The 24,912-nt window shown below is 38.4% G+C and carries 22 protein-coding genes; 14 read left to right on the forward strand and 8 right to left on the reverse strand.

What is annotated here, in order from left to right; translation table 11 throughout:
* Positions 1-78: 78 nt before the first annotated feature.
* Positions 79-723, forward strand: a complete 645-nt coding sequence (locus tag MKI85_RS06480; RefSeq protein WP_241626115.1) for an alanyl-tRNA editing protein — start codon at positions 79-81, stop codon at positions 721-723.
* Entirely contained in the window at positions 720-1,358 is a 639-nt protein-coding gene (locus MKI85_RS06485) for a LysE family translocator (protein WP_241626117.1), read from the forward strand. The genes MKI85_RS06480 and MKI85_RS06485 overlap by 4 nt, the downstream gene beginning before the upstream one ends.
* Positions 1,359-1,534: 176 nt before the next feature.
* Here the strand turns inward: MKI85_RS06485 and MKI85_RS06490 are convergent, their stop codons facing one another.
* From MKI85_RS06490 to MKI85_RS06500, 3 genes are all read right to left on the reverse strand, one after another.
* Positions 1,535-1,996, reverse strand: coding sequence for a hypothetical protein (locus MKI85_RS06490; RefSeq protein WP_241626119.1), 462 nt, complete (start codon positions 1,994-1,996; stop codon positions 1,535-1,537).
* A gap of 154 nt (positions 1,997-2,150) precedes the next feature.
* The gene (locus tag MKI85_RS06495) at positions 2,151-3,365 is read right to left on the reverse strand and encodes an MFS transporter (protein ID WP_241626121.1); all 1,215 of its coding nucleotides are present in this window, start codon (positions 3,363-3,365) and stop codon (positions 2,151-2,153) included.
* A 275-nt stretch (positions 3,366-3,640) separates the two neighbouring features.
* Entirely contained in the window at positions 3,641-4,042 is a 402-nt protein-coding gene (locus tag MKI85_RS06500; protein ID WP_241626124.1) for a rhodanese-like domain-containing protein, read from the reverse strand.
* A gap of 698 nt (positions 4,043-4,740) precedes the next feature.
* Between MKI85_RS06500 and MKI85_RS06505 the strand changes: the two genes are divergently transcribed.
* Positions 4,741-6,276 carry an arylsulfatase gene (locus tag MKI85_RS06505; RefSeq protein ID WP_241626125.1) on the forward strand — a complete coding sequence of 512 codons (1,536 nt, stop codon included), beginning with the start codon at positions 4,741-4,743 and terminating at the stop codon, positions 6,274-6,276.
* A gap of 287 nt (positions 6,277-6,563) precedes the next feature.
* Here MKI85_RS06505 and MKI85_RS06510 read toward each other — a convergent pair whose 3' ends face one another.
* Positions 6,564-6,986 carry an Lrp/AsnC family transcriptional regulator gene (locus MKI85_RS06510; protein ID WP_241626127.1) on the reverse strand — a complete coding sequence of 141 codons (423 nt, stop codon included), beginning with the start codon at positions 6,984-6,986 and terminating at the stop codon, positions 6,564-6,566.
* A 458-nt stretch (positions 6,987-7,444) separates the two neighbouring features.
* Between MKI85_RS06510 and MKI85_RS06515 the strand changes: the two genes are divergently transcribed.
* From MKI85_RS06515 to MKI85_RS06540, 6 genes are all read left to right on the forward strand, one after another.
* Complete coding sequence (locus tag MKI85_RS06515; protein WP_241626129.1) at positions 7,445-8,674, forward strand: aspartate aminotransferase family protein; 1,230 nt, start codon at positions 7,445-7,447, stop codon at positions 8,672-8,674.
* Positions 8,675-9,712, forward strand: coding sequence for an arginine N-succinyltransferase (gene astA / locus MKI85_RS06520; protein WP_241626131.1), 1,038 nt, complete (start codon positions 8,675-8,677; stop codon positions 9,710-9,712).
* Entirely contained in the window at positions 9,709-11,175 is a 1,467-nt protein-coding gene (gene astD / locus MKI85_RS06525) for a succinylglutamate-semialdehyde dehydrogenase (protein WP_241626133.1), read from the forward strand. The genes astA and astD overlap by 4 nt, the downstream gene beginning before the upstream one ends.
* 521 nt (positions 11,176-11,696) lie before the next feature.
* Positions 11,697-13,160 carry an amino acid permease gene (locus MKI85_RS06530; RefSeq protein WP_241626134.1) on the forward strand — a complete coding sequence of 488 codons (1,464 nt, stop codon included), beginning with the start codon at positions 11,697-11,699 and terminating at the stop codon, positions 13,158-13,160.
* Between the two features lie 234 nt (positions 13,161-13,394).
* Positions 13,395-13,868, forward strand: coding sequence for a hypothetical protein (locus MKI85_RS06535; RefSeq protein ID WP_241626136.1), 474 nt, complete (start codon positions 13,395-13,397; stop codon positions 13,866-13,868).
* A 32-nt stretch (positions 13,869-13,900) separates the two neighbouring features.
* Positions 13,901-14,356, forward strand: coding sequence for a hypothetical protein (locus MKI85_RS06540; RefSeq protein ID WP_241626138.1), 456 nt, complete (start codon positions 13,901-13,903; stop codon positions 14,354-14,356).
* A 91-nt stretch (positions 14,357-14,447) separates the two neighbouring features.
* On the opposite strand, the gene MKI85_RS06545 is transcribed toward MKI85_RS06540, so the two are convergent.
* The gene (locus MKI85_RS06545; RefSeq protein WP_241626140.1) at positions 14,448-15,515 is read right to left on the reverse strand and encodes an asparaginase; all 1,068 of its coding nucleotides are present in this window, start codon (positions 15,513-15,515) and stop codon (positions 14,448-14,450) included.
* Positions 15,516-15,818: 303 nt separating this feature from the next.
* On the opposite strand from MKI85_RS06545, the gene MKI85_RS06550 reads away from it, so the two are divergent.
* On the forward strand, positions 15,819-17,120 hold the full coding sequence (locus MKI85_RS06550; RefSeq protein WP_241626142.1) for a dicarboxylate/amino acid:cation symporter: 1,302 nt from the start codon (positions 15,819-15,821) through the stop codon (positions 17,118-17,120).
* Positions 17,121-17,690: 570 nt separating this feature from the next.
* The gene (locus MKI85_RS06555) at positions 17,691-17,930 is read left to right on the forward strand and encodes a hypothetical protein (RefSeq protein WP_241626144.1); all 240 of its coding nucleotides are present in this window, start codon (positions 17,691-17,693) and stop codon (positions 17,928-17,930) included.
* Between the two features lie 199 nt (positions 17,931-18,129).
* Here the strand turns inward: MKI85_RS06555 and MKI85_RS06560 are convergent, their stop codons facing one another.
* The 3 genes from MKI85_RS06560 to MKI85_RS06570 form a co-directional block, all read right to left on the reverse strand.
* Positions 18,130-19,185, reverse strand: a complete 1,056-nt coding sequence (locus tag MKI85_RS06560) for an aromatic ring-hydroxylating oxygenase subunit alpha (protein ID WP_241626146.1) — start codon at positions 19,183-19,185, stop codon at positions 18,130-18,132.
* A gap of 42 nt (positions 19,186-19,227) precedes the next feature.
* On the reverse strand, positions 19,228-20,199 hold the full coding sequence (locus tag MKI85_RS06565) for a PDR/VanB family oxidoreductase (RefSeq protein WP_241626148.1): 972 nt from the start codon (positions 20,197-20,199) through the stop codon (positions 19,228-19,230).
* Positions 20,200-20,263: 64 nt separating this feature from the next.
* Entirely contained in the window at positions 20,264-21,304 is a 1,041-nt protein-coding gene (locus tag MKI85_RS06570; protein WP_241626150.1) for an aromatic ring-hydroxylating dioxygenase subunit alpha, read from the reverse strand.
* Positions 21,305-21,407: 103 nt separating this feature from the next.
* Between MKI85_RS06570 and MKI85_RS06575 the strand changes: the two genes are divergently transcribed.
* The 3 genes from MKI85_RS06575 (at position 21,408) to MKI85_RS06585 (ending at position 24,844) form a co-directional block, all read left to right on the forward strand.
* On the forward strand, positions 21,408-22,322 hold the full coding sequence (locus tag MKI85_RS06575) for a LysR family transcriptional regulator (RefSeq protein ID WP_241626152.1): 915 nt from the start codon (positions 21,408-21,410) through the stop codon (positions 22,320-22,322).
* Between the two features lie 322 nt (positions 22,323-22,644).
* Positions 22,645-23,130 carry a nucleoside deaminase gene (locus MKI85_RS06580; protein WP_241626154.1) on the forward strand — a complete coding sequence of 162 codons (486 nt, stop codon included), beginning with the start codon at positions 22,645-22,647 and terminating at the stop codon, positions 23,128-23,130.
* 622 nt (positions 23,131-23,752) lie between these two features.
* Entirely contained in the window at positions 23,753-24,844 is a 1,092-nt protein-coding gene (locus tag MKI85_RS06585; RefSeq protein WP_241626156.1) for a BMP family ABC transporter substrate-binding protein, read from the forward strand.
* Positions 24,845-24,912 lie beyond the last annotated feature (68 nt).

Consider the following 24,912-nt stretch of genomic DNA (forward strand, 5'->3'; position numbering starts at 1 on the left):
TATTTGGTTTTTTTGTAGATTATCACGATCAGGACAAAACTATACAATTTTTACATATAATGAAATTGGTTGTGATTTATGGAAAAAAATCTTTATTTATCGGGTATTACTGAACATGAAGTTGAAGTGATTTCATGTGAAAAACTTGAAAATCTACATTTTAAGATTGTCTTAAATCAGACACCTTTTCATCCTCAGGGTGGAGGGCAGCCCAGTGATCTTGGGACGATTGATGAGAGCGAAGTCATGCATGTATCATTTGAAAATGGCAAGATTATTCATGAATGTAAACAAGCTGTTCCTCTTGGTCAGGTTTATGCAAAAGTAAATCAACAACAGCGACATTTCCATAGTCGCTTACATAGTGCTGGGCACTTAATTGGACATATCGTCGAGACTTATGGTTGGCAGCCAATCAAAGCTCAACATTGGCCAAGCGATGCAAAAGTACAATTCAATGCAACTGAAAAGAGCGAAGAAATAGATCCTATCCAGCTAAAAAGTCTACTTAAACAGTCGATTGAAGCAGATTTTCCAGCTCACATAAGCATCAATAAAGATGGATTTCGAGAAATAGCTTTTGGTCATTTTAGTGCCTATCCTTGTGGCGGTACACATGTTCAATCACTTGCAGAAATAGGTGAAATTAAAATTCAGAAGATAGAAATCAAAAAAGGGAAATTATCCATTCGTTACGCTTTAGAAGCGGGTGATGCGGGATGAGTGCGTATAGCCATGAATTTTTTACTTTAGCGGTTATACATTTTCTTGCCGTGATTATCCCTGGACCTGACTTCATTGTAACAGTTCGACAAAGCACGCTGTATGGACATCGTATTGGATGTATGACGGCGCTAGGCATTGGCTGTGGTATTTCAGTTCATGTGTTTTATACCCTCATCGGTGTAGGGCTTATTCTGTCTCAGAATCAGAGTTTTATGAGTATTTTCCAAATTATAGGTGCCTCATATTTACTTTATTTAAGTTGGAATTGTGTCAAAGGGGCATCCAAACCTATTGAAATGAGCTTTAATCAACCTTCTGACCCAGTACAGATGACAGCTCAGAAAGCATTTATGATGGGCTTTCTAACCAATGCTTTGAATCCGAAAGCGACTATTTTCTTTCTCGCAATTTTTACCAGTATTGTGAGTGCAACGACACCTCTAGGCATTCAGATCTTTTATGGAGGCTGGATGTGTTTTGTGAATGCAATATGGTTTGTAGGGGTCAGTTTGATTTTCACACGACCAAACATTCGATCAGGTTTTCTCCAATATAATGCTGTACTTGAAAAAATGATGGGGGTGTTATTGGCTGTAATCGCATTGCGTTTAATTTGGAATGTTGTTTTTTAAATTAAAAACAACAATTCAGTCTATTGTCAGACCTATCTCGTTGAATTGTTAGTGGCTACACGCAGGTAATGAGTAGTCCATACCATCGACGTACCAAATGCCTTCTCATTTTTTAAAGAAGGCAAGGATGAGAGGGCTTTTTAGGGAATATTTTAAAAAGGACTTATGAGAAAGTTTTACTTTCTCGCAGAGTTATTGTTCTTTACGAATAAATAGTCTTCAGCTATGGCATCACTGGAAAGAATCGCCTTATAAATAAAGACGGGAATACCATCTTCCACATCTTGGACTTTAAGTTCTTTTGAACCATCCCGATATTCAAAGATTGCTATCGGGTAGCGGTCTTGATCTGCAATATAAAAGCGTCGATCTTTAATAATCAACAATTCATGTTGAAACTGATGCTGTAATAAACGCATGAATTTGCTTTCATTGGGAGAGAGTAAATTGAGTTCGCGAATGCGATCTGCATCGCTGTAATGTTGAAGCTTAGCGCGTTGTCTTTCGTTATAACTCAAATAAACATTTCGCGTATTTGGTTTTGCTTTAGTATTCGTTGTGTTGGTCTCTTTACGAGAATCTCGAAATAAATAACCAATAATAAAACCGAGAATCAGACAGAAGATAGCTATACCCATAATCTATTCAATCCAAATGGTCTGCAAATTTATAAAACATGAGTTTCCCTCAATTATTATCAAGTCGATGCTTTGCATTCTAACATGAGCAGACCCTGTTAAAAGGGCGTGGTCTATATCTTTAAATTAACAAAATATAGTGGCTATATTTTAGTTAGTTATCGGGATGGGCTTTGATTATCGCTTTATAAAAACCAAAGATCCCAAGCACAGGTCCAATCAACAGAATCCAAGTTGAATCTAAACCTATGCGATCGAATGCATGAGTTGTCAATGCAATAGAAATGATGGTGATGGCAAAACCAATCGAATTCAGTGAAGCAAGCCCTGCACCCAAATTTTCAGGAGGGCAAGCAGCAGAGGACAGCGCAGAAAATTGTGGCGAATCAGCAATCACAGATGCACTCCAAATAATCAGCACAAGCAATATCAACCACTCAGGTAAATAGCGCCAACCAATCGCAAAGATGAGACAGCTCAGACCCGACGTGAATAAAGCCCCAATCGCGACTTTGTCACTGCCGTATTTTTTTGACAAGTATCCCCCGAACAGACAGCCTAAAGCCCCAAAAGCCATGACAAAAAAGGTAGTTAAGGCAAGGTTAGAAAAACGCAGTATATTTAAAACGCCAGAATGAGCAATGAGCAGAGGGAGCACTGTCCAGAAGGCATACAACTCCCACATGTGTCCAAAATATCCCAATGCAGAAGCTCTAAATTTAGGAATCTTAAACACGTGAAATGCTGATGCTTTGTTCACCTTTTTTATTGGCGATTTTGCATTTTGACTATCACCTAACATGAAAATAAGCGATGCAGCTATCAATGCTAAAATTGAAGATAAGGTGATTACATAATGCCAGTTCAAATTGGCAGATAAACCATTTAAGGCATGCGGTAGGGCAGAACCTAAAGTCAGCATGGCAACCAAGAGTGCTAAAACTTGTCCTGCTCGGTTAGGTGCCCATTGCACCACCAATTTCATTCCAATAGGGTATATACCAGCCAGACAAACACCTACACAAAAGCGATACATCATGCCATCGACTAAACCTTGTGCAAACCAAGCAAAACACAGGTTAAAAAAAGCGCCTGCTAATGCTGCAACTGTAAAAATTGAACTCGCCTTGAAACGATCAGCAAAGCCTGTAAAAGCAATGAGAAAGGTGCCAATGATAAACCCCGCTTGCACAGCATTGGTCAGCCAGCCGATATCTGAGACCGTAATGTGCCATTCTCGGATTAAATCCAGTGCAGCACTATTGGCACTAAACCATAGCGACGTTCCGAATAGTTGAGCAAAGGTAATGATTGCAATTGCATGGAATGAGAAGAAAGCAGGTGTATTACGCTGAGTTTTAAAATCCATTACCACTAATCCTTAGCAAGCTTTATAGTCTGTAGATTTAGTCTTTCCTGACTTATGTTTTAATGAAGTTGCCAAAAGAATTAATGGTCTTATTCAGTTTATGATGGTTAAGATGAATTAAAAGTTGATTTTTATCATAAAGAATATCAAAAATGCCGCTAAGAAAGCACTCAAAAATTGGTTAAAACTATTTGGAATGCTTAGTTGTTTATTTTTATATTCGATTGAGGAAGCTTGATCAGGTTGAAAACAAATCAAGCTTTAGTATTTTCAATTTAACCTGCACAACCACAATCTAAGCTTGTGCCTACTTGCGCATTTTCACCTGCTGTTTGGTAGCCATCTCGTTTCCACCAATCCAGACCACCAATGAGTTCTTTCACTTGAAAGCCCAAAGTTGCCATTTTAAGTGCAGTCTTAGTTGAAGCATTACAACCAATCCCATCGCAATAGGTGACATACAATAGTGATGGGTCTAAATGTTCTAAGGATTCAGGAGTAATTCCTCGATGCGGAATATTCATCGCATTCGGTATATGCTCTTGCTGATATGCCGTTGCACTGCGACCATCGACCACCACAATTTTTTGACCTTGGTTTAATGCCTCGAATAAATCCCAAGAGTCCATTTCATAGTTCAGTTTTGCTTGATAAAACTCTAATTGTGACATCACCATGTTTGTATTTCCTTGCGGCAAGTAATGAGTTCTAACTTTCACCTTAACAAAATTTTCTAAATGATTTCGACAATTTTGTAATATATATCAGTCTAATGATTCACTTTAACCGAAGAAATACTTTCCGTTTTCATTTTGCACGACCTTTTTAATATTGCTGAAAAATCAATAACTACTTGGACATCTATTCTTACTTCATCTGGACATTTTTTTCTGTTTTAGGGTCAAATGAGACTAGATAAAACCGTGGAACATGAAAAGTGTATAAAAAAGCCCTATCGGAATAGATTGGGCTTAATTAAATGCTATAAATAACTGATTTACAACAATATAAATTAAGAATTACGTATAACGTGCATTATGTTAATTTTAGGAAAACTTTCAAATAGACATACTCGGATATAAACAAATTCTTTAACTATTGATTAAGAAAAATATCTACGCTATTTTCAAGTGATGAAGCAAATAGAGTTAAATCTATTGGGAAAGGCTTGGTATTATGTCAGGCCTTTTTTTATTTGTTATAAAGAAAACATACCAACCTACTTTCAGCCTATTTTTTTATTTTCTAATATGCTGTATTTTTAGACTAAATCCAAAAGTGTTCTACAAACACTACCTCGAATAACTATAGTCATTTTTAATTACAGAAAATCAGAAATTAAGAGCTTTATAAAAATCAACACTGGAGAATATCTATGCGGAAAAGTCTAATAGCACGTTCCATCGCCTTAGTTGGTGGGGCGTTGATCTCGGCAACAACATTCGCAAAGCAACCCAACGTTTTAATCATTTGGGGTGATGATGTCGGGATGTGGAACTTAAGCACCTATCACCGTGGCATGATGGGTGGTACTACTCCAAATATTGATCGAATTGCCAAAGAAGGCATGACCTTTATGGATCACTACGCTCAAGCATCTTCGACTGCTGGTCGTGCTGCATTCATTACGGGTCAGTATCCAATGCGTACTGGGTTAAGTACGGTTGGTCTGCCTGGAGCAGAACAAGGCTTAAAAGCTAAAGATCCCACCCTTGCTGAGATGTTAAAAGCAAAAGGCTATATTACGGGTCAATTTGGTAAAAACCATTTGGGCGACCGAGATGAGCACTTACCTACTGCACATGGTTTTGATGAGTTCTACGGGATTCTCTACCACCTCAATGCAGGTGAATATGGCGAGCAGCAAGATTATCCAAAAGATGAAGCCACACAAGAGAAACTAGGTTTAAAAATGCGTGGTGTTATTCACTCAAAAGCGCTCGGCAATGGTAAACAACAAATTGAAGACCTAGGTCCATTCGGTGAAGAACGTCAACGTAATTTAGACGAAGAAGTTCTACAGCAATCTAAGCGCTTTATTACAGATGCGGTTAAACAAGACAAGCCCTTCTTTGTTTGGCATAACATGACCCGTACCCATTATAAAACCAACCTGAATAAGCACTATGATGGCAAAACAGGATATGGCATTTATGCTGATGGTGTCGCTGAAATGGATGATGATGTTGGCGAACTCTTAAAGCTACTTGATGATATGAAAGTAAGTGGCGATACCATTGTAGTGTTCTCTACGGATAATGGTGCTGCATCCAACTCTTGGCCAGATGGCGGTAATCAGCCATTCCATGGGGAGAAAGGCGTTGGTGGTTGGGAAGGTGGATTCCGAGTTCCTTTAGTTGTTAAGTGGCCTGGTCATATTCCAGCAAATACAACAACGGGGGAATTTATGACCATGGAAGATTGGATGCCAACAATCATGTCATGGGTTGGAGAGAAAACACTAAAAGAAGACCTGTTAAAAGGAAAGCGGATTGGGGGTAAAAATTATAAAGTTCACTTAGACGGCTATGATCAAAGTGATATTTTATTAAACCAAGGCAAGACCAAACGTAAAGACTTCTACTACTTTACAGAAACAACCTTCCATGGCATGCGTTATGGTGATTGGAAATTACTGTTTACAAAACAAGATGGTTGGTTCCGTTCAACACAAGAAACGCTCACAAGTCCATATATCATCAACTTAAAAATGGACCCATTTGAACGCTTTACCGAAGCACGTGGATATGATGAGTGGTCAGAGAACCGCAGTTGGATTTTAGGTCCAGCAGGTCAGCAAATTGGTCAATTCATCAGTACATTTAAAGATTTCCCGCCAAGTCAAAAGAGCATGTCTGTTCAAGTTGATAACGTTGCAAGTCTGATTGAAAACCAATCTTCAAACCGCTAATTGATACACGAAATTTTTCTAGGTTAGCCCTTACTTGTTAAGGGCTTTCTTATATTTTCAAAGTATTTAACATAAAGGCCATTATACGAAATCAAAATGTTAGAAACCATTTAAAGTGTCCAAGTTAGATACGACTCTCTGTTCATTTGTTTGTGAGATTTGGTGTCCATTAGAATAAGAATATGCAATATTGCATTAAGTACATCAATCAATAGTTTCCGAATGTGCTTTTAAAAGCATCCAAAGCTTAGCTTCATAATAGGATATTTAAAAAAGATATTGAAAAATTAGGTCTTAAACGTAGAAAGCAAAATACTGGTTTCACTATTATAAATACCAGAAATACAACGTATTCTCTCCAGAACCTTATCGAAGTTTTCGAGTGAATCGGCTTGGATTTCCACCAAAATATCCCACTTACCATTGGTTTTATGCAACTGTTCAACTGCGGAATCAAGACGTAATTCACTAATCACCGAACGGGCTTTAGTGCCTTCCACCATAATGCTCATCCATGCACGAATAATATTCCTATCTACATCTGGACGATAGCGCACGGTATATCCCGTGATCATTCCGCTGGACTCCATATAATCAATGCGACTTCTAATGGTTGGGCGAGATACCCCTGCTTTTTCTGCCAAATCCGTGACAGACATTCGAGCATTTTCTTTTAGTAAACCCAGAATGATTTGATCAATTTCACTCATTTTGCATCCTGCAATTGTCAATTTGGAAAAAAATAATTCATTTTAAAAAAAAGTACAAATTTTTTTACTCATTTTGATTTTGAATAATATACAAATGCGCTAGGCCTGCGGCAGAGTCAGTTTTCTTTGAAACTTAAAATCCGCATGCGATCCATTCAACATGAAGTTGCAGATCATCTTTCTCAAAAGATTCCTAGCGCCAAGGAAACTCAAATTGTTAAGGGAAAAATAGATGACCTCAGCTTATATCCATCATGCTCAAACGATGATTAAACATCATTTTTCCCCAACTTGGATTTTACTCGGTTTAGAACAGTCTGAATCAAATTCCAGTTTTCTATAACAATCCAGCTTCACAGAATTTAGGCGCACCGCGCAGAGATATCAGGACTTTTCTTTGGCAATGCTGGCAAAGCGCTAAAGATAAACAAATTTGGAAATATTGAAGAGGAAGCAAAATGAATAACTTCGCAGTGACTCGTGAGAACTTTAATGATTGGATGGTTCCAGTTTTTGCACCAGCAAACTTCATCTTAGTTCGTGGTCAAGGTTCTCAAGTTTGGGATCAAAATGACAAGCAGTATATAGATTTTGCAGGTGGTATTGCAGTAAATGCCCTAGGTCATGCACACCCAGTGCCTGTTCAAGCGATGACAGAACAAGCGAGTAAACTTTGGCATATTGGTAATGGTTATACCAATGAGCCAGTTCTACGTTTAGCGAAACAGTTGGTTGAAAATACTTTTGCAGACAAAGTCTTCTTCTGTAACTCAGGTGCAGAAGCGAATGAAGCGGCTTTAAAGCTTGCGCGTAAAGTCGGTTTACTCAACGGTAATTCACAAAAAAATCAAATTGTTGCGTTTAAGAATGCCTTTCACGGTCGTACCTTGTTCACCGTAACTGCGGGTGGTCAACCAAAGTACTCTCAAGATTTCGCACCACTACCAGAAGGTATTCAGCATACAGCATTCAATGATTTAGAGCAGGCGAAAGCAGTCATTAATGAAAACACCTGCGCTGTCATTGTTGAGCCGATTCAAGGCGAAGGCGGTGTTTTACCAGCCGATTTAGAATTCTTAAAAGGCTTACGCCAACTTTGTGATGAACATGGCGCAGTGCTGATTTTTGATGAAGTGCAAACAGGCGTTGGTCGTACAGGTTCACTGTATGCCTACATGAATACAGGGGTTACCCCAGACATTTTAACCACTGCAAAAGCATTGGGCGGCGGCTTCCCAATCGGTGCAATGATTACCACAGACAAATACGCAAACATGTATGCCGTAGGTGATCATGGAACAACGTATGGTGGTAATCCATTGGCGTGTGCTGTCGCAAATGCAGTGTTTGAATTCATCAATACATCAGAAGTGTTAGATGGCGTTAAGCAACGTTTTGATCATTTTGTCAGTGGTCTCAATAAAATCAATGCCAAATTCAACGTGTTTGAGCAAATCCGTGGTCAAGGCTTACTGATTGGGTGTGTGCTGAAAGCTGAGCATGCGGGTCAAGCCAAAATGATTGTGAACTTGGCTGGTGACGAAGGCTTACTGGCACTGGTTGCAGGTCCAAATGTTGTTCGTTTTACACCTTCACTGATTATTCCATTTGAAGATATCGATGAAGGGCTACGTCGTTTTGAACAAGCCCTAGAAAAATTTTATCAAGAATTGAAGGAGTGTGCATAAATGATGATTATTCGTTATATCCGAGAAGATGATATTAATGATATTTACCAACTTGCTGAAAAAGCAGGCTATGGTCTTACATCATTACAGCCAAACTTGGAAATTTTGGCTGCAAAACTGAAACGTGCTTGCGATACCGTACGTGGCAAACTGAGTAAAGCAGATCAGGGTTATTTCTTTGTTTTAGAAGATACCAGCATTAACAAAGTGGTGGGACTGTGTGGTATTGAAGTTGCACTAGGCTTAAGTGAGCCTTGGTACAACTTCCATGTGGGCACACAGGTTCATTCTTCAAAAAATTTAAATGTGTATAAGTCACATCAAACTTTATTTTTGAGCAATGACCATACCACGTGCAGTGAATTGTGTACTTTATTCCTTGATCCAGATTATCGTAAAGATATGAACGGAAAATTCCTTTCAAAAATCCGTTTCTTGTTCATCGCAGCATTTAGACATCTTTTTGAAAAACGCATCGTGGCTGAAATGCGCGGCTATTCTGATGATGTTGGCAATTCACCATTCTGGGATGCTGTCGGACATAAATTCTTCGATATGGAATTTAGAAAGGCAGATTATCTAAGCGGTACAGGGCAAAAGTCGTTTATTGCTGAATTGATGCCACGCTATCCTATATATGTCGATATGTTGCCTGCGGCAGCAAAAGAAGTGATTGGTAAAGTACATCCAAATACCTTACCTGCTTACAAATTGCTGTTGGGTGAAGGTTTACGTTTCCAAGGCTATGTCGACATTTTCGATGGCGGGGCAACCTTAGAAGCAGATGTTGAAAACTTACGTTCAATTAAAGAAAGCTTGGTTCTTCAAGTTGCGATTGTTGAAACAGCAACCTTGAATGAAGCAGAGCCTTATCTAATTTCGAATGATCATTACCAAGAGTTCCGCGGTATTTTGGTTCAGCATGATCCACAACAAAAAACCATCCAGTTGACTCAAGCACAGGCTGAGCAACTCAAAGTGGCGCAAGGTGATGTTGTGCGTGTTTTGTCACTCAACCCAAAAGAGCACAAAGCATGATTCAGGGCAAGCAATTCATAAACGGGCAGTGGCTTAATGGGCATGGTACAGACTGGATCAAAACTGATCCAGTCAGCAACCAAGCACTCTGGACTGCTCAAGAAGCCAATTCAGCTGATGTAGAAAAAGCCACGCTTGCAGCGCGTGATGCTTTTCCTGCATGGGCAAAACGTCCAATCGAACAACGCATCGAGTTAATTGAACGTTTTGCCGCTTTACTCGAACAAAATAAAAAGCATCTGGCAGAAGTTATTAGCCAAGAAACCAGTAAGCCGTTTTGGGAAACACTGACAGAAGTGCAGTCTATGATTGCAAAAGTGGCGATTTCTGTACGTGCTTATCATCAAAGAACAGGTGCTAGCGAAACGGTCATGGCAGATGGCGTGGCATCTTTGCGCCACCGTCCACATGGAGTATTGGCAGTCTTCGGTCCATACAATTTTCCAGGTCATTTGCCAAATGGGCATATTGTTCCTGCTTTAATTGCTGGAAATACCATCGTATTCAAACCAAGTGAACTAACACCTTGGACTGCTGAAGAAACAGTAAAACTCTGGCAACAAGCGGGTTTACCTGAGGGTGTTTTGAATCTGGTACAAGGCGGACGTCAAACGGGCGAAGCACTGGCGGCTTCAGCTCAGATTGATGGTTTGCTTTTTACGGGCAGTGCCAATACTGGCTACCATTTGCATCAACAAATGGCGGGCAGTCCTGAAAAAATTCTCGCTTTAGAAATGGGCGGCAATAATGCACTCATTATTGATGAAGTGACTGACCTTGATGCCGTAGTGCATTTAGCGATCCAATCTGCCTTTGTTTCAGCCGGACAGCGTTGTACTTGCGCACGACGTATTTTGGTGAAAGAAGGTGCCAATGGTGATGCTTTTGTTCAACGTTTCGTTGAAGCAGCGAGCAAGCTGGTGGTTGGTACTTGGAATGCTGAACCGCAACCGTTTATGGGCGGGGTGATTTCCTCTCAGGCAGCTGAACAGATTCTTAAGGCACAAGATAATCTTGTTGCTTTGGGTGCAAAAACATTGTTAGCAATGACACGCCCACAGTTAGAAAGTTCACTACTGACCGCTGGAATTATTGATGTGACCCATGTTGAGGTTCCAGATGAAGAATACTTCGGACCTTTAACAACCATCTGCCGTTATAAAGACTTCGATGAAGCTTTAAGCATCGCAAACAAGACACGTTTTGGACTATCCGTTGGTTTGGTTTCACCAGATCGAGCGTTGTTTGATCGTTTGCTAATTGAGGCGCGTGCAGGAATTGTGAACTGGAACAAGCCTTTAACGGGCGCATCTAGCGCCGCACCCTTTGGTGGTGTAGGGGCTTCAGGCAATCATCGCGCAAGCGCATTTTATGCAGCAGATTATTGTGCTTGGCCTATGGCTTCACTGGAAAGTGACAAAGTTATTTTACCTGAAAAACTTTCTCCAGGTATTTGTTTATAAATATTTGAGCATTTAAATACTCAAATATATTCAGAATTGGATTGATGGAACATATTTTAAATCCATCAATCCTTAAAATAAAACACACTAGACTAATGGATAATTGCAACCATATTTTGCATATTTTTTAGCTAAACGTTCATTTTAAAGTAAACAAGTGCTTTTAAATTAAGCAAAACTAAAGAGTAATTAAACCTAAAAGTTTCGAGTGTGCTGTATGATCCACGCTTTTATTATTTCGGTCAAATAAAGTACTGAAATGAGACTCTGTGGATTAAATCTTAGGCATTCATTTCACATTCAAATTGGAGTGATTATTGAGTTTTAAATAAAACTTATTTAAGCAATCCCTTTAATTAAGTAGTCATGCACGACTTTAAATTAAAAATTTAAATGGATTTATTCAGACGCATTTAAATTAATGACATTATTTGATTTAAATCATTGAGATTATTCATTATGTAGGTTAAGTCGGCATTAAAGGGTTTGTAACAAGTGTTTAAATTGGAGTAGATAACTACATGAGTAATGAAAAGGGAAAGCCATTTCTAGAAGGAGATCTTCTTGGTAGTCAGCACATGACTGAACAAGATGAAGAAAAATTGCAGCGCTCATTAACCAATCGTCATATTCAGATGATTGCAATTGGTGGTGCAATTGGCACAGGTTTATTTATGGGGTCTGGTAAAACACTCAGTGTCTCTGGAACATCAATTATCCTCACATATTTAATTATTGGTTTTTTCTTCTTTTTCGTGATGCGTGCGATGGGGGAATTGCTTCTTGCAAATACCAACTTTAAAACTTTTGCTGATTTTGCAACTGCATATTTAGGTCCATGTGCAGGATTCTTTCTAGGGTGGTCCTATTGGTGTAACTGGATCATTACTGCAATTGCAGACGTCATTGTCATTGGGGGATACATGCAATTCTGGTATCCAGACATCCCGGTATGGATACCAGCATTTGCATCACTCGCCATACTTACCATATTGAACTTTGTCGCGGTCAGGATATTTGGTGAACTAGAGTTCTGGTTCTCCTTAATTAAAATCGTGGCAATTATTCTATTTATTGTTGCTGGACTTTACTTAATTAGCACCAACTTTGTTTCTCCAAATGGTGTCTCAGCTTCTTTCTCACATGTTTTTGAAAGTGGCTCAATGTTCCCATATGGTTTAACAGGTTTCTTGGCAGGTTTCCAAATAGCAATTTTTGCCTTTGTTGGTATTGAATTGGTGGGTACTACTGCAGCAGAAACGAAGGATCCGCATAAATCACTACCTAAAGCGATCAACTCAATTCCTATACGTATTTTGTTGTTCTATGTAGGTTCTCTGCTCTGTATTATTGCTGTGACTTCTTGGGCACAAGTTTCTCCAGACAAGAGCCCTTATGTGGAAATGTTTACGCATGTGGGATTACCAATTGCTGCAGGCTTAATTAACTTTGTAGTTGCAACTTCAGCATTATCATCTGCAAACAGCGGTATTTTCGCGACCAGTCGTATGTTATACGGTTTATCTTTAGAAAATGATGCACCGAAAAGCTTTAGTAAGTTGTCAAAAAGCAAAGTTCCAATTCGTGGCTTAGTGTTCTCAATGGTTTGCGTAACACTTGGAACTTCAATTCTATTTATTGTTCCAAATGTCATGACAGCATTTACTATTATCTCTGCACTGACTTCAATTTTATGTATTTTTACTTTTATGTTAATTGTGCTTTCGTACATTGCATATCGTAAAAAAGATCCTGAATTACATCAGCAATCTAACTACAAAATGCCGGGTGGATTATTTATGGCATGGTTCACCATGTTATTCTTGGCATTCACTATTGTTATTTTAGCTTTTGATCACGATACATTAGTTGCGCTTGCAGTTTCTCCAATTTGGTTTATCGGTCTATTTATTGGCTACCGTTATAAAAAGAAAAAATTATTACAACTTAGCCTATTAGATCAAAGCAAAGCGGATTATGTTTAATCGCTCAATTTAACTTGATTTTAAATAGCTAGGATGAATTCATCCTAGCTATTTTATTTGTATGTATTAGAAATATATTAAACAATTGAAAAGTATAAATTCATAAAAAAATAAGGATAAAATTCAATAAGATTAGTTTTATTTAAAATTATTTCAGTACTTTTATTTTCGAAAAAAAAAGCTTAGAGTATCTCTATAACAAAAATCTTCTCACGGATTAAGGGGAGTTATAAAATGAACAATATTCATAAGACAATCAGTGCTTTGTTCTTCTTCAGTCTTACATCAGCTCTGACACAAGCTGCGACGCCATCCGAACTTGCAGAACTGAATAATATTTCGATAAATGCCAAGGACCGTGCATCAGAAAATTCAAAAGAACAATATCCAACCAATACTTCCATGCTATCTAGCGCAGCTTTATCCATTGCCTCTATTTCTGCCTTAGCACAATATGCAGATAGCTCCAATAAAAAAAATGAAAGCCTTCAAATTCCACCAGAAATAAAAAACCTAGAAGAAACTAAAGCCATTTCAGCGACATCTGTGTTTAAACGTTATAACTACCATTTAACCAGCCGTTCCACTGACTACAGTTCAAAAACCAACTATTGGTGGAATTCAAGTGATTCTAGCTGTATAGCAACGGTTACTTACAATGGTCGCATCAATACAATAAATAAAGTCAATTCATCTGATTGTCAGTAATTTTCATACAACTATAAAAGAGGATGTACCGAATGAATAAAAAGTTGAGCAGTACATGTGTAATCCTTTTTGCACTATGTAGTTTCAATACTGCACATGCTATTGATGCTAAATACAGAACCAAATTAGAGCAGTCTGGTTGTACACAAATGTCTGAAATGATGGGCTGTGATATTAATAAAACCAAAGCTGAAAATGCAAAAGCAGGTTTTGGTTCAGAAGTTTATCCAATGCATCATCACACTTTTACAGGGCAATGGGTGGCAAAAAATGCCAATACAGGACAAACCGTTGCGACTATACGAGTAGATGACAAGGAAAATGTCTGGGTGAATGGTAAAAAGGTTGCTGCCAAAAGAAGTGATGGCGGTTTAATGTTTAAGCAAGGTTTTATTCAATATCGGCTAGAAGGCAACACCATGCACGGAAATGCAGGCTATTGGTATGATTCTGATGCCCAGACCACAGGTCCGATTAAGTTGGAATAAAGGTTATTTTTATTCATTTATATTCAAAAAAACTAAAAAAGCCAGATACTTGAATCTGGCTTTCTTTATGCGACTTAGCTTAGATTATAGATTAATATTTCCAGAACATATCCTGAATTTCTTTCGCATCATTGGTTTTAGTCAGTGCAAGCGCCGTCAAAATTCGGGCTTTTTGTGGATTTAAATCATGTGCTGCAATCCAACCATATTTATCATCTGGCTGTTCTGCATTGCGAATGACAAAACCTTGCGCTACACGCGATGAACGTACAATTTGAATGCCTTGTTCATCATGCAATTTTTTGACTTCAGGGACTATGTAGTTTGCCATAGAACCGTTTCCTGTACCCGCATGAATAATCGCTTTTACGCCTGCTTTTGCATATGCTTGATAGGCGTCAGGCATCATAGAGTCAGAACCATAAACAATTTGCACGCTTGGTAAAGCATCGCCCTGAATTTTCTCAATATTAAATTCAGAATTATTGGTATGCTTTTTCACAGAACTTCTGAACCAATACGGTTTACCTTCAACTAAAGTACCCAAAGCACCCCATTGGCTGATAAAGGCATTAGTATGAATATTAATTCCTTTTGTCACATCACGCGCAGCAAAAATCGAATCATTCATTAAAACCATAACGCCTTTGTTTTTTGCTTCATCTGAGGATGCAAGTGCAACAGCGCTATACAAGTTTAAGGGACCATCTGCAGATAGGGCAGTTGAAGGTCGCATAGAGCCAACCAATACAATTGGCTTATCTGTATGTACTACTAGATTCAGGAAAAATGCCGTTTCTTCCATGGTGTCTGTGCCATGGGTAATCACGACACCGTTAACTGAAGGTTTCTTCACTAAATCATTGACTTGACGTGCTAAAGACAACAACTCTTTGTCCGTGATGCTTTCCGATGCAACTTGTAACGCCTGAATACCTGTCACATTTGCAAGATCATTCACTTGTGGTACAGCTTTGATCAGCGCATCCACTGGTACTTTAGCTGCGCTATAGGTTGCACTATTGGTTGAGCTTGCACCCGCACCCGCAATAGTTCCGCCTGTAGCAACCACAACTACATTATTTTTTGCATATAGCGCCATTGAAGATGCAAGGAGAGTAAGTGCCAAGCCGCATGTTTGGAGAGTTTTACTTATCATTAACCAGATCCTAGTTCTTTAAATTCCATAAACAACAATGTTTGATTACTACAAACATTAACAATATTTAAGAAGCTTTGCTGCTAATCGTCATTGGCATTTTGTATTAAATCTTAATAATCGCTATGCATTTTTTGCATGGAAAAATACTTTTTTGCATTGTTAATTTTTATTGATATTGTTTAGATTCTGCCAGTCACCCCTAAGTTAAATGGATATTTGGCTTGGAAGGAAGAAAATCAGAACATCTTATAAAACAATAAGATGTTGTTGAAGATTTTAGGGTATTAAAAGGAAATTTTAATGGATCAGAAAAAACTATTGAAATTTATTCTAGTAGCGATGGTCTCTGGAATATTAATTGGTTGGCTTTTTCATAGTAATTTGAGTCCTACTCAAGCTGAAAATATCGCTTCATATTTTAAGATTCTTACAGATATATTCTTAAGATTAATTAAAATGATTATTGCACCATTGGTATTCGCGACCATCGTATCGGGTCTGATTTCCATGGGCAAATCATCATCTTTAGGTTCAATCACACTCAAGGCTATGAGTTGGTTTATTGGTGCTTCACTCATCTCTCTATTATTGGGAATGGGTATGGCCAATTTCTTCCAACCAGGCGCGGGTATGAATCTCCCAATCCCAACAGCACCTGTAGATGTGGGCGTAAGTGCAACCAATCTAAGCCTACAAACCTTTATCACGCATATTTTCCCAAAAAGCTTTGCTGAAGCGATGGCGAATAATGAAATCCTTCAGATTCTTATTTTTTCGATCTTCTTTGGTTCTGCATTAGCATATGTACATCATCAGCAAGATGAAGGCACTGTAATTGCAAAAATAATTGATGAATTGTGTCGTATCATGTTCCGTATTACGGACTATGTCATGACTTTTTCACCAATTGCTGTATTTGCTGCAATTGCATCCGCAATTACCGTAAAAGGTCCGCAAATCATTCTCGACTATAGTGTTTTTATTGGCGAGTTTTATGCAAGCTTGATCATTCTTTGGGTAATTATTATCAGTGTCGGTTATATCTTTCTTAAGAAGGATGTCTTCCGCTTACTCAAAACTGTACGTGAACCTGTTGCTTTAGGCTTTGCTACTGCGAGTAGTGAATCTGCATATCCGAAGTTAATGGCAGCCTTAGAAAGATTTGGTGTACCTAAACGCATTACCAGTTTTGTATTACCCCTAGGTTATTCATTTAACTTAGATGGTTCAATGATTTACATGTCATTTGCAGTGTTGTTCATTGCTCAGGCATATAACATTGAACTGAGCGTTTCCCAGCAAATCTTGATGTTATTAACCTTGATGATTACCAGTAAGGGTATTGCAGGGGTATCACGTGCTTCACTAGTAGTAATTGCAGCAACCTTAGCGATGTTTAAATTACCAGAAGCAGGTATTCTTTTGATTCTTGCCGTTGATCATTTCTTAGATATGGGGCGTACTGCAACCAATATTATTGGTAACAGTGTAGCAACTGCTGTTATTGCGAAAACGGAAGGTAACAAAGTTGAAGCAGATGAAACTGAAACAGCTTTAGTCCAACCACTGATCCCAAATGACCAGACCACATATCGTAATTGATCTGAACTGAGTCTTTATTCAAAAAACACCGTGAAAGCGGTGTTTTTTTATTGCTTCAAAGAATAAATCTAATAACTCTCACTATTTCTTCTTGTTATAAAAGAACACCAGTAATACCAAGATTATCAGTAAGATCACGGTAATAATTATAGTTTCCATGGCATGACCTATCTAAAGTAGATTTACTGTAATTTTAACATAGACTTATTGCTTTGAAATGTCTCCAGCTAGCAACAGATTATTTATTTAGGTGACTTTTATACGCTGTGTGGGATGTGGCTCTAATAAAAATATAATCTATTGAATCTTATTGTTTTACAAATACAAATAACACACCAAACTTCCTGAAGGCTCTATCGAAAAAATTGCGGTTATTTATAGATATAGGCTTCTTTTTTGCATGTACAATTGGTAAATTAAGAAGGCTAAGTTGATCACATAATACTCACAGAGTGAGCATTATCTTCATAAATATCACAAGGAATGGTGATGTCATGTTAAGTCAACTTACTGTCTAATGTAATTTCAACCAAACAGTAAAATTCCACCCCATGACTTGGGATATTCCTTATGTCACAATTTCTTATCATAGCCAAAAAGTCTGGCGTAGACGTGTACTATGGCACACGTCATGGTAAGCAGACCGTATTGGGTTCTCTACCAGAATGGTTAGAAGAGCTCAGTGAAGGGGATTGTTATTATAGCGAACAAAGGGCAAAGGAATTGGTGATATTACTTCAATCACACTACAAAGATTCAGAACTCATTACAGACATTTCTATAATTAAAATTACATCAAATTCAATTTAATGACTATCCAACGCTCTGTTGATCTCCACGCTTTAGTCTTTTGTTTATGCCTTGCTTGTAAACACTAAACCATGAACAGACTAGAGTTGCTGAATGGTTTATAAGAGTAAAAAACAACCTAAAACGCATCAATACTTCAGTGCTAAATTTCTAAAATGCAATCGACTAGATTACATTTTAGATTTACCTCAGCAACTTTTTAGACGGTATATCGTTTACTTAAGCCCCAATCTGCCAAAATTCGACGATACATCGTAGAAGAGCGGTCTGCTTCAAAATGGGCTTCCATGGTTAGATCTAACGGCAGCTCTTCAGGCTTTTGAGATTCGACCATGTCCTGATCTTCAGCAAATATTTGTGCATTAAAATCATAGACCTCTTGTAAATCGCCTGTGGTATCAAAGTTACGCGTTAAAGGGACAAATAATCGAGTTTTATTATGCGACACAGGACAGCAAGCATTTAAAATTTTCAGTAGACCTTGGTTTGGAAAATCAATGCTCAAAATGGCTGAGAATGGTGGGTAGATGTCGAAAACACGTTTCCATAAAAATCCTTCTGGAGCCAAATGTTGTAGCCCATGCGGATAATTACTGACATCACTGATATATTCTGTTTGTAAACCATAATCGGTTTTAATAGTGCTGTATTTAGGCACGACGGGATTTTCACGACTGGCGAATGCTTCATGATGCACCCATGCAAAATGTGCAACATCAATGAAACCTTCCAGTTGACGACCACTAGAACCATTAATGTCGACAGATGGCGGCAAAATGGATTGATGTTCTGCTGTATCCCAGGTATCTAGTACAGGAAAGTTTGCAGTATTCAGATCACGGTTTTGAATGCTGGTCCAAATCAGCCCATATTTTTCGACCACAGGAAATTTGGTCAAACTAAAGCGATCAGAAATTTTGGTTAACTCAGGTTGCGCAGGAATTTTTGTGCATTTACCTTCCACGTTATAACGTAAACCATGATAAGGACAAATAATTTCTTCGCCTTCAACCCAACCTTTGGTTAATGGGACACCACGATGTGGGCAAATATCACGCACCAGATGAATTTGACCAGATTCGGTTTTATACAATGCCATTTTAATATCGAGTAAAGTTACTTGCTGCGGTTGCTGTGTGACGTCTTGAATCCGTGCGATCGGATACCAATGTTGTGAAAGAATGTCCCAATCCTGATCTTCAAACTGACTGAAACATGGTTTATTGACTAAATTGATCACAGGGATGGCATTCATGTTAATTTTCCTAAAAGTTCTGAAATTAAACTTACAATGTAATTACAATGCAATTTCTAAAATGGCTGATTTGGCGCGAGAACAACACAAAGCAATATATTGTTCAGCGGCATTTTTTTCTGATTCTGTTTGTACGGTATCTTGATGGTCAATTTCCCCCTGATAAACACGTGTCAGGCAGGCACCACACATGCCCATTTCACAGGAAACTGGTACAGCAATATTTTGTTCCATCAATGTTTGAGCAATGGTCTTGTTCTCGGGGACGTCAAAACTTTGCCCTGTCGAGCGAAGAATGACCTTAAACTCTGCCGATGTTGCATGTGTCTCTGAGGATTTATTTTGACTTGGTGCAAAAGCTTCCAGCTGTATCTGATCTGCTGACCAGCCCAATTGCATAGCTTGCAGCTGACAATGTTGCATGAAGGCTTCTGGACCACATAAATATAGTTGTGTAAGGGGATTCGCTTGATGGCATATTTCAGGCAAACCATGACGAACACTTTGCCCATGATTACTCAATAAAAGATGGCATCGTCCATGTTGGAAACCTTTCTGCCAACGTTTTTTAAAAGCGACATCTTCTAGGTCTTTTACATAGTAAAAAAGATCGAAAGGCGTTTGCTGTGTTTCTAACTGTTCTGCAAAAGCCAACAAGGGCGTAATACCAATGCCTGCAGCCAAAAGGATATAACGTTGCGCTGTAACCAAGGGAAAAGCATTCCGTGGCAATGAAATATTCAGGGTTTGCCCAATTCTTAATTGTTCATGCACATAACGTGAACCACCTCTGGACTGCTGTTCTTTTTTTACACAAATAAGATATTCGTTTTGCTCATTTGGGCGACCCGTTAAAGAATATTGACGGACCAGCTGATTTGGTAAGAACACATCAATATGATCACCTGCTTTCCAAGTGGGCAATTGTTGTTGATCCACTGGAACGAGGGTCACGGCAAGATTATTCTTTCCTTGCCGTGAAAGGCGATCGACGACTACAGATAGTTGTTTCATATCATTATTCCATATACTTAAATTATTCTTGATTCACATTCACTGGCTGAAAAATAGGAGGGTTTTAAACCAAGAAAAACTCACCAAAACCTGCTTTTTTCAAACTGCGGCGCAACATGATGGAACTCCGATCGGCTGGAATATGCGCTTCAATAGTCAAATCTAGGGGTAGACGTTCAGGTTTTTGCGTTTCCACCATCAAACGGTCTTCTTCAAAAATTTTTAAGTTGTATTCGATAATGTCTTCAACCTTGTCATTCAAATCAAAGTTTTTCACGATAGGTGCAAACAAACGGGTTTCTTTGGCTGAAACTGGTGAAGCGGCATTCATAATCACCATTTTTGCACCATTACGCAGGTGAATACTTAAGGTTGCAGTAAAGGGAACATGCACTTCAAAGTAACGTAAAATTTTAAACTCTGGCTCCTTTTTAAAGTCATCACTGGCTGGGTAGTCACCAACCGTACTCCAGTATTCTGCTGTAAATCCATAATCTGTTTCTTGAGTTGAATAATCAGGAACTAGCTGATTATTCGGATCTGCAAAAGTGCCTGTATGTACCCATGCAAAATGTGCGACATCAATAAATCCTTCCAGTTGGCGACCCGCAAAAGCGTGAATATCTACAGGTGGGCATACAACTTGCTGAACATCTGTTTCATCCCAAAGCGGCATGTGTGGAATCGTTTCATTTTCTGGTGCTAAACACGTCCAGACCAAGCCATAACGAACTTCTGAAGGATAAGTAAAAAGATTGAGTTTGGCTGGAATCGCTTGATTTGGACTGGAAGGAATACGATTACAGTGTCCATGAGCACCAAAACGCAAGCCATGATATGGACACACCACACCTTCACCATCATGACGCCCCAGTGAAAGTGGCACCCCACGATGTGGACACACATCCTTCGCGACCACAATTTGGTTATTTACCCGATATATCACCAAAGGCTCATCCAACAGTGTAGCTTTGACAGGCACCGCCTGAATATCTTCCACACGTGCAACGGGATACCAATATTTTGCCAATAGCAGCCAGTCTTGTTCAGTAAAAGAACAATGCGCTGGGAGACTCAAATTTAAGGTCGTAATAGGAGCATTCATGTTGTTTCAAGTCATAATCTATCTTTGTCTTTACTTTGATTTGCTTTTTGTGTTCTGTCTATTACAATGATTTGAAGACATCATTCTTTTTTTTAGAACACAAATGAGCGTACCTTTTTCAAGATTCAGTGAATATTTCCTTGTCGTGGCAAAGTCAGGTAATCTGAGAAAAGCTGCCGATCAACTGTTTATTTCGGCATCAGCAGTACATCGGCAACTTGCATTGGCAGAAGAAGAGCTTGGCGTATTACTGTTCGAGCGTTTGCCCAATGGACTGAAATTGACGCTTGCTGGGGAATTGCTCTATGCCGATTTACTGCGTTGGCAAAAAGAATTTAAACAAACTTGTGTGCGCTTCGATGAAATACAGGGACTCAAACGAGGTTCGATTGAATTTGGTTTAATCGCGGCTTTGAGTGAAGGCTTTGTCATTGATGCACTAACTTCATTACAAACTGAATATCCATGGCTGACTTTTAATATTCATACCAATGGAAGTGATGAGATAGTCGAAAAAATTATCAATACTGAAATTGATTTTGGTCTTATTCTTGATCCGATTTTAAATTCTCAACTGGAAGTCTTATCTTTTATAGAAATTCCTTTAGGTTTTGTGATGAGTCCCGAACATCCTCTTGCTAAAAATAAAAAACTGAACCTATCTGATACTATAGAGTACCGACATATTATTGCGGATCGACCACTCGTCATCCATGAACGGGTGATGGCAATTTATAAAAAACAGAGTTTTACCCCCACGTTCGAGACTTCAACCAATGATATCCACTTAATGATTTCCATGCTTAAACGCAACTTGGGCATCTCTATTATGAGTTATCTGGATGTTTATTCTGCGGTGAAAAATCAGGATCTGGTTTTTATTCCGATTGTAGATCGAGCCGTACAACCGCTGACTCTGGCACTTTGTGCAGGTTCACGACGCCAGCTTTCTAGAATTTCCAAGCTACTGATCCAAAGTTTGATACAAAACATGGAAAGTATAAAAGCAGATTTTTGAATATCTGGAATGCACACAAAATTGTAATGTCTTTATTATTGAGCCAAGCAAGCGCTAAAAAAGTGCAGCAACAATGAATGACAAAAAAAATTGCTTCATTTCATATGATTTGATTGGTGTAAACAGGACCAAAATAATGCAACAAGGTGAGTCTTAAGTCTTCAATTTGTTAGAAACTAGGTATGGCATCAATATTGCTTTAATCATAAAACAAAGAAGTGGTATTACCAGTAATACCTCAAGCACAGTAATTAATTTTACCAGCACAATATCAGCATACGAATCGTGTGTTGATATGAGTTTCTAAAAAATTGAGCTATATATGACACAGCCTAGCTATAAGCAAATGTTAACTTTTTTAAGACTTTCAAATGAAGTCGCCAAAAGAGCCATGTCCTTAGGGCATCATCCTTTTGGTGCAGTACTGGTCGCTCCAGATCACGAAACCGTTTTACTGACCCAATGTAATATTGATACAGTGAATCATGCTGAATCGACTTTAGCGCGTATTGCAGCAACTAATTACACGCCTGAATATCTTGCGGACTGTACCTTGTATACCGCAGTAGAACCTTGCTGTATGTGCTCAGGCACCATTTATTGGGCAAATATTGGTCGGGTGGTTTATGCAATGTCAGAAGAAAGATTATTGGCGTGTACTGGCAATCATGGTGAGAATCCGACTATGAGTGTCTCTGCCGAATATGTATTTTCCCATGGACAGAAACAAATAGAATTAATCGGTCCAGTTGTAGAATTAGAAGAAGAAATCGTAAAGCTCCAACAAGATTTTTGGCACTCTAGATAATAGGTGCTTTACTTATATTCTCTAATTTAATACGAAAGAGTATTTAATTTTAAGGCATACAAAATGAATTAATTTAATCTAATCCAATTAATAATCAATTAAAAATCAAAGATAATAAATATATCAATATAGATTTTATTTTTTTACTTTTCCTCTTCAATAATAAAATCCATAAAATATCTCGTTCATGTCTTGAATCCAAACAAGGCATACCTATTTCTTATGCACCAGATTTAAGCAAATCATTGCTTTTGAATGTAGTTTATCTAAATTATTTCATATATTTACAGTTTAACCAAAGGTCAAATTTACAGAGATCTGAATCATCAACCACGATCCATCTTGTCAATCTGACAGATTATCCAAGTCATATATCAGGTTCCAAAAAATTAATTAATTCATGATTAGGCTTTAAAAATAATGATTTATATTGAACGAAATAAATTAATGAACAGCATGTTCTAAAAATTGTTTAGAAAAAATAAGTTCTTTGTCATTTTTTATAAAAATATGGAATAGATGTTGCTAATTAACCCATGAAGAGTAATGAGACAGCATTTTGAAGTGCACACATTTCAATGCCTAATCATCGAATACCTAAATTGATTTCATGGAGTGCCATATGGCAAAGCAACATAATATGGGCAAAAAAACTGTTCTTTCTTTAATTTCATCGGCACTAATTGGCTTGGTGCTTAGCAGCCAAAGCTTTGCCGCAGATAAAGCAGCTTTTGTTTACATTGGTCCGACCAGCGACCATGGTTGGACTTATTCGCATGATCAAGGTCGTATGAAAGCTGAAAAGGCTCTGGGCGGTAAATTCTCGACTTCTTATATTGAAAATGTCCCTGAAACTGCCGATGCTGAACGCGTAATTCGTAACTTGGCTCAGCAGGGCAATAAAGTCATTTTTGCGACCTCTTTTGGTTATATGAACCAAATGGAAAAAGTCGCTAAACAGTTCCCAAATACTGTGTTTATGCACTCTACAGGCTATAAACAAGGGAAAAACTTAGGTGTTTACGATGTACGTACTTATGAAGGTGCGTATATGTTGGGGATAGTCGCTGGTCAGACCACAAAAACCAATACCTTGGGTGTAGTTGCTTCATTCCCGATTCCAGAAGTGGTACGTAACATTAATGCCTATACGCTGGGTGCACAAAGTGTAAATCCTAAAGTCAAAACCAAAGTGATTTGGGTAAACTCTTGGTTTAACCCAGGTAAAGAACGAGATGCGGCTTTGGCTCTCATTTCACAAAAAGCCGATGTGCTCATGCAAAACACGGACTCTCCTGCAGTGGTTCAAGCAGCGCAACAGAAGGGTGTATATGCCTTTGGTTGGGATTCGGATATGACCAAATTTGGTCCTAAAGCCCATTTAGCGGCATCTGTTCTACACTGGGAAAAAATTTACACCCCTGTGATGCAAAGCGTAGCCAATAAGAGCTGGAAACCTTCTGCAATTTGGTATGGCGTACGTCAAGATGCTGTAAAAATTGAAAACTTTGGTCCTGCTGTGCCTGCAAAAGTGAAGCAATCTGCCTTGAATGCCCAAAGTGCGATTCACAACGGCACATTACATCCGTTCCAAGGTCCAATCTATAAGCAAGATGGTAGTTTAGCGATTGCGAAAGGTAGCAAAATGAACGATCAAAGCCTCGCAAAAATGAACTTCTATGTGAAAGGGGTTGAAGGTTCATTACCTAAATAAATCTCAATTGAAATCACCTTGTTTAAAAAATTAAGCAGAAAAATTAGAGCGTTTGGCTTAGCTCATGA

It is taken from the genome of Acinetobacter zhairuonensis (genome assembly GCF_022601715.1).
In the GTDB taxonomy this organism is placed as follows: domain Bacteria; phylum Pseudomonadota; class Gammaproteobacteria; order Pseudomonadales; family Moraxellaceae; genus Acinetobacter.

Bases quoted from the DNA above. Each gene is read 5' to 3' on its own strand.
- MKI85_RS06545 (WP_241626140.1), bottom strand. From the start codon at position 15,515: ATGATAAGTAAAACTCTCCAAACATGCGGCTTGGCACTTACTCTCCTT.
- astA (WP_241626131.1), top strand. From the start codon at position 8,675: ATGATGATTATTCGTTATATCCGAGAAGATGATATTAATGATATTTAC.
- MKI85_RS06535 (WP_241626136.1), top strand. From the start codon at position 13,395: ATGAACAATATTCATAAGACAATCAGTGCTTTGTTCTTCTTCAGTCTT.
- MKI85_RS06495 (WP_241626121.1), bottom strand. From the start codon at position 3,365: ATGGATTTTAAAACTCAGCGTAATACACCTGCTTTCTTCTCATTCCAT.
- MKI85_RS06530 (WP_241626134.1), top strand. From the start codon at position 11,697: ATGAGTAATGAAAAGGGAAAGCCATTTCTAGAAGGAGATCTTCTTGGT.
- MKI85_RS06510 (WP_241626127.1), bottom strand. From the start codon at position 6,986: ATGAGTGAAATTGATCAAATCATTCTGGGTTTACTAAAAGAAAATGCT.
- MKI85_RS06480 (WP_241626115.1), top strand. From the start codon at position 79: ATGGAAAAAAATCTTTATTTATCGGGTATTACTGAACATGAAGTTGAA.
- MKI85_RS06585 (WP_241626156.1), top strand. From the start codon at position 23,753: ATGGCAAAGCAACATAATATGGGCAAAAAAACTGTTCTTTCTTTAATT.
- MKI85_RS06555 (WP_241626144.1), top strand. From the start codon at position 17,691: ATGTCACAATTTCTTATCATAGCCAAAAAGTCTGGCGTAGACGTGTAC.
- MKI85_RS06540 (WP_241626138.1), top strand. From the start codon at position 13,901: ATGAATAAAAAGTTGAGCAGTACATGTGTAATCCTTTTTGCACTATGT.
- astD (WP_241626133.1), top strand. From the start codon at position 9,709: ATGATTCAGGGCAAGCAATTCATAAACGGGCAGTGGCTTAATGGGCAT.
- MKI85_RS06515 (WP_241626129.1), top strand. From the start codon at position 7,445: ATGAATAACTTCGCAGTGACTCGTGAGAACTTTAATGATTGGATGGTT.
- MKI85_RS06580 (WP_241626154.1), top strand. From the start codon at position 22,645: ATGACACAGCCTAGCTATAAGCAAATGTTAACTTTTTTAAGACTTTCA.
- MKI85_RS06550 (WP_241626142.1), top strand. From the start codon at position 15,819: ATGGATCAGAAAAAACTATTGAAATTTATTCTAGTAGCGATGGTCTCT.
- MKI85_RS06490 (WP_241626119.1), bottom strand. From the start codon at position 1,996: ATGGGTATAGCTATCTTCTGTCTGATTCTCGGTTTTATTATTGGTTAT.
- MKI85_RS06560 (WP_241626146.1), bottom strand. From the start codon at position 19,185: ATGAATGCCATCCCTGTGATCAATTTAGTCAATAAACCATGTTTCAGT.
- MKI85_RS06565 (WP_241626148.1), bottom strand. From the start codon at position 20,199: ATGAAACAACTATCTGTAGTCGTCGATCGCCTTTCACGGCAAGGAAAG.
- MKI85_RS06575 (WP_241626152.1), top strand. From the start codon at position 21,408: ATGAGCGTACCTTTTTCAAGATTCAGTGAATATTTCCTTGTCGTGGCA.
- MKI85_RS06570 (WP_241626150.1), bottom strand. From the start codon at position 21,304: ATGAATGCTCCTATTACGACCTTAAATTTGAGTCTCCCAGCGCATTGT.
- MKI85_RS06500 (WP_241626124.1), bottom strand. From the start codon at position 4,042: ATGGTGATGTCACAATTAGAGTTTTATCAAGCAAAACTGAACTATGAA.
- MKI85_RS06485 (WP_241626117.1), top strand. From the start codon at position 720: ATGAGTGCGTATAGCCATGAATTTTTTACTTTAGCGGTTATACATTTT.
- MKI85_RS06505 (WP_241626125.1), top strand. From the start codon at position 4,741: ATGCGGAAAAGTCTAATAGCACGTTCCATCGCCTTAGTTGGTGGGGCG.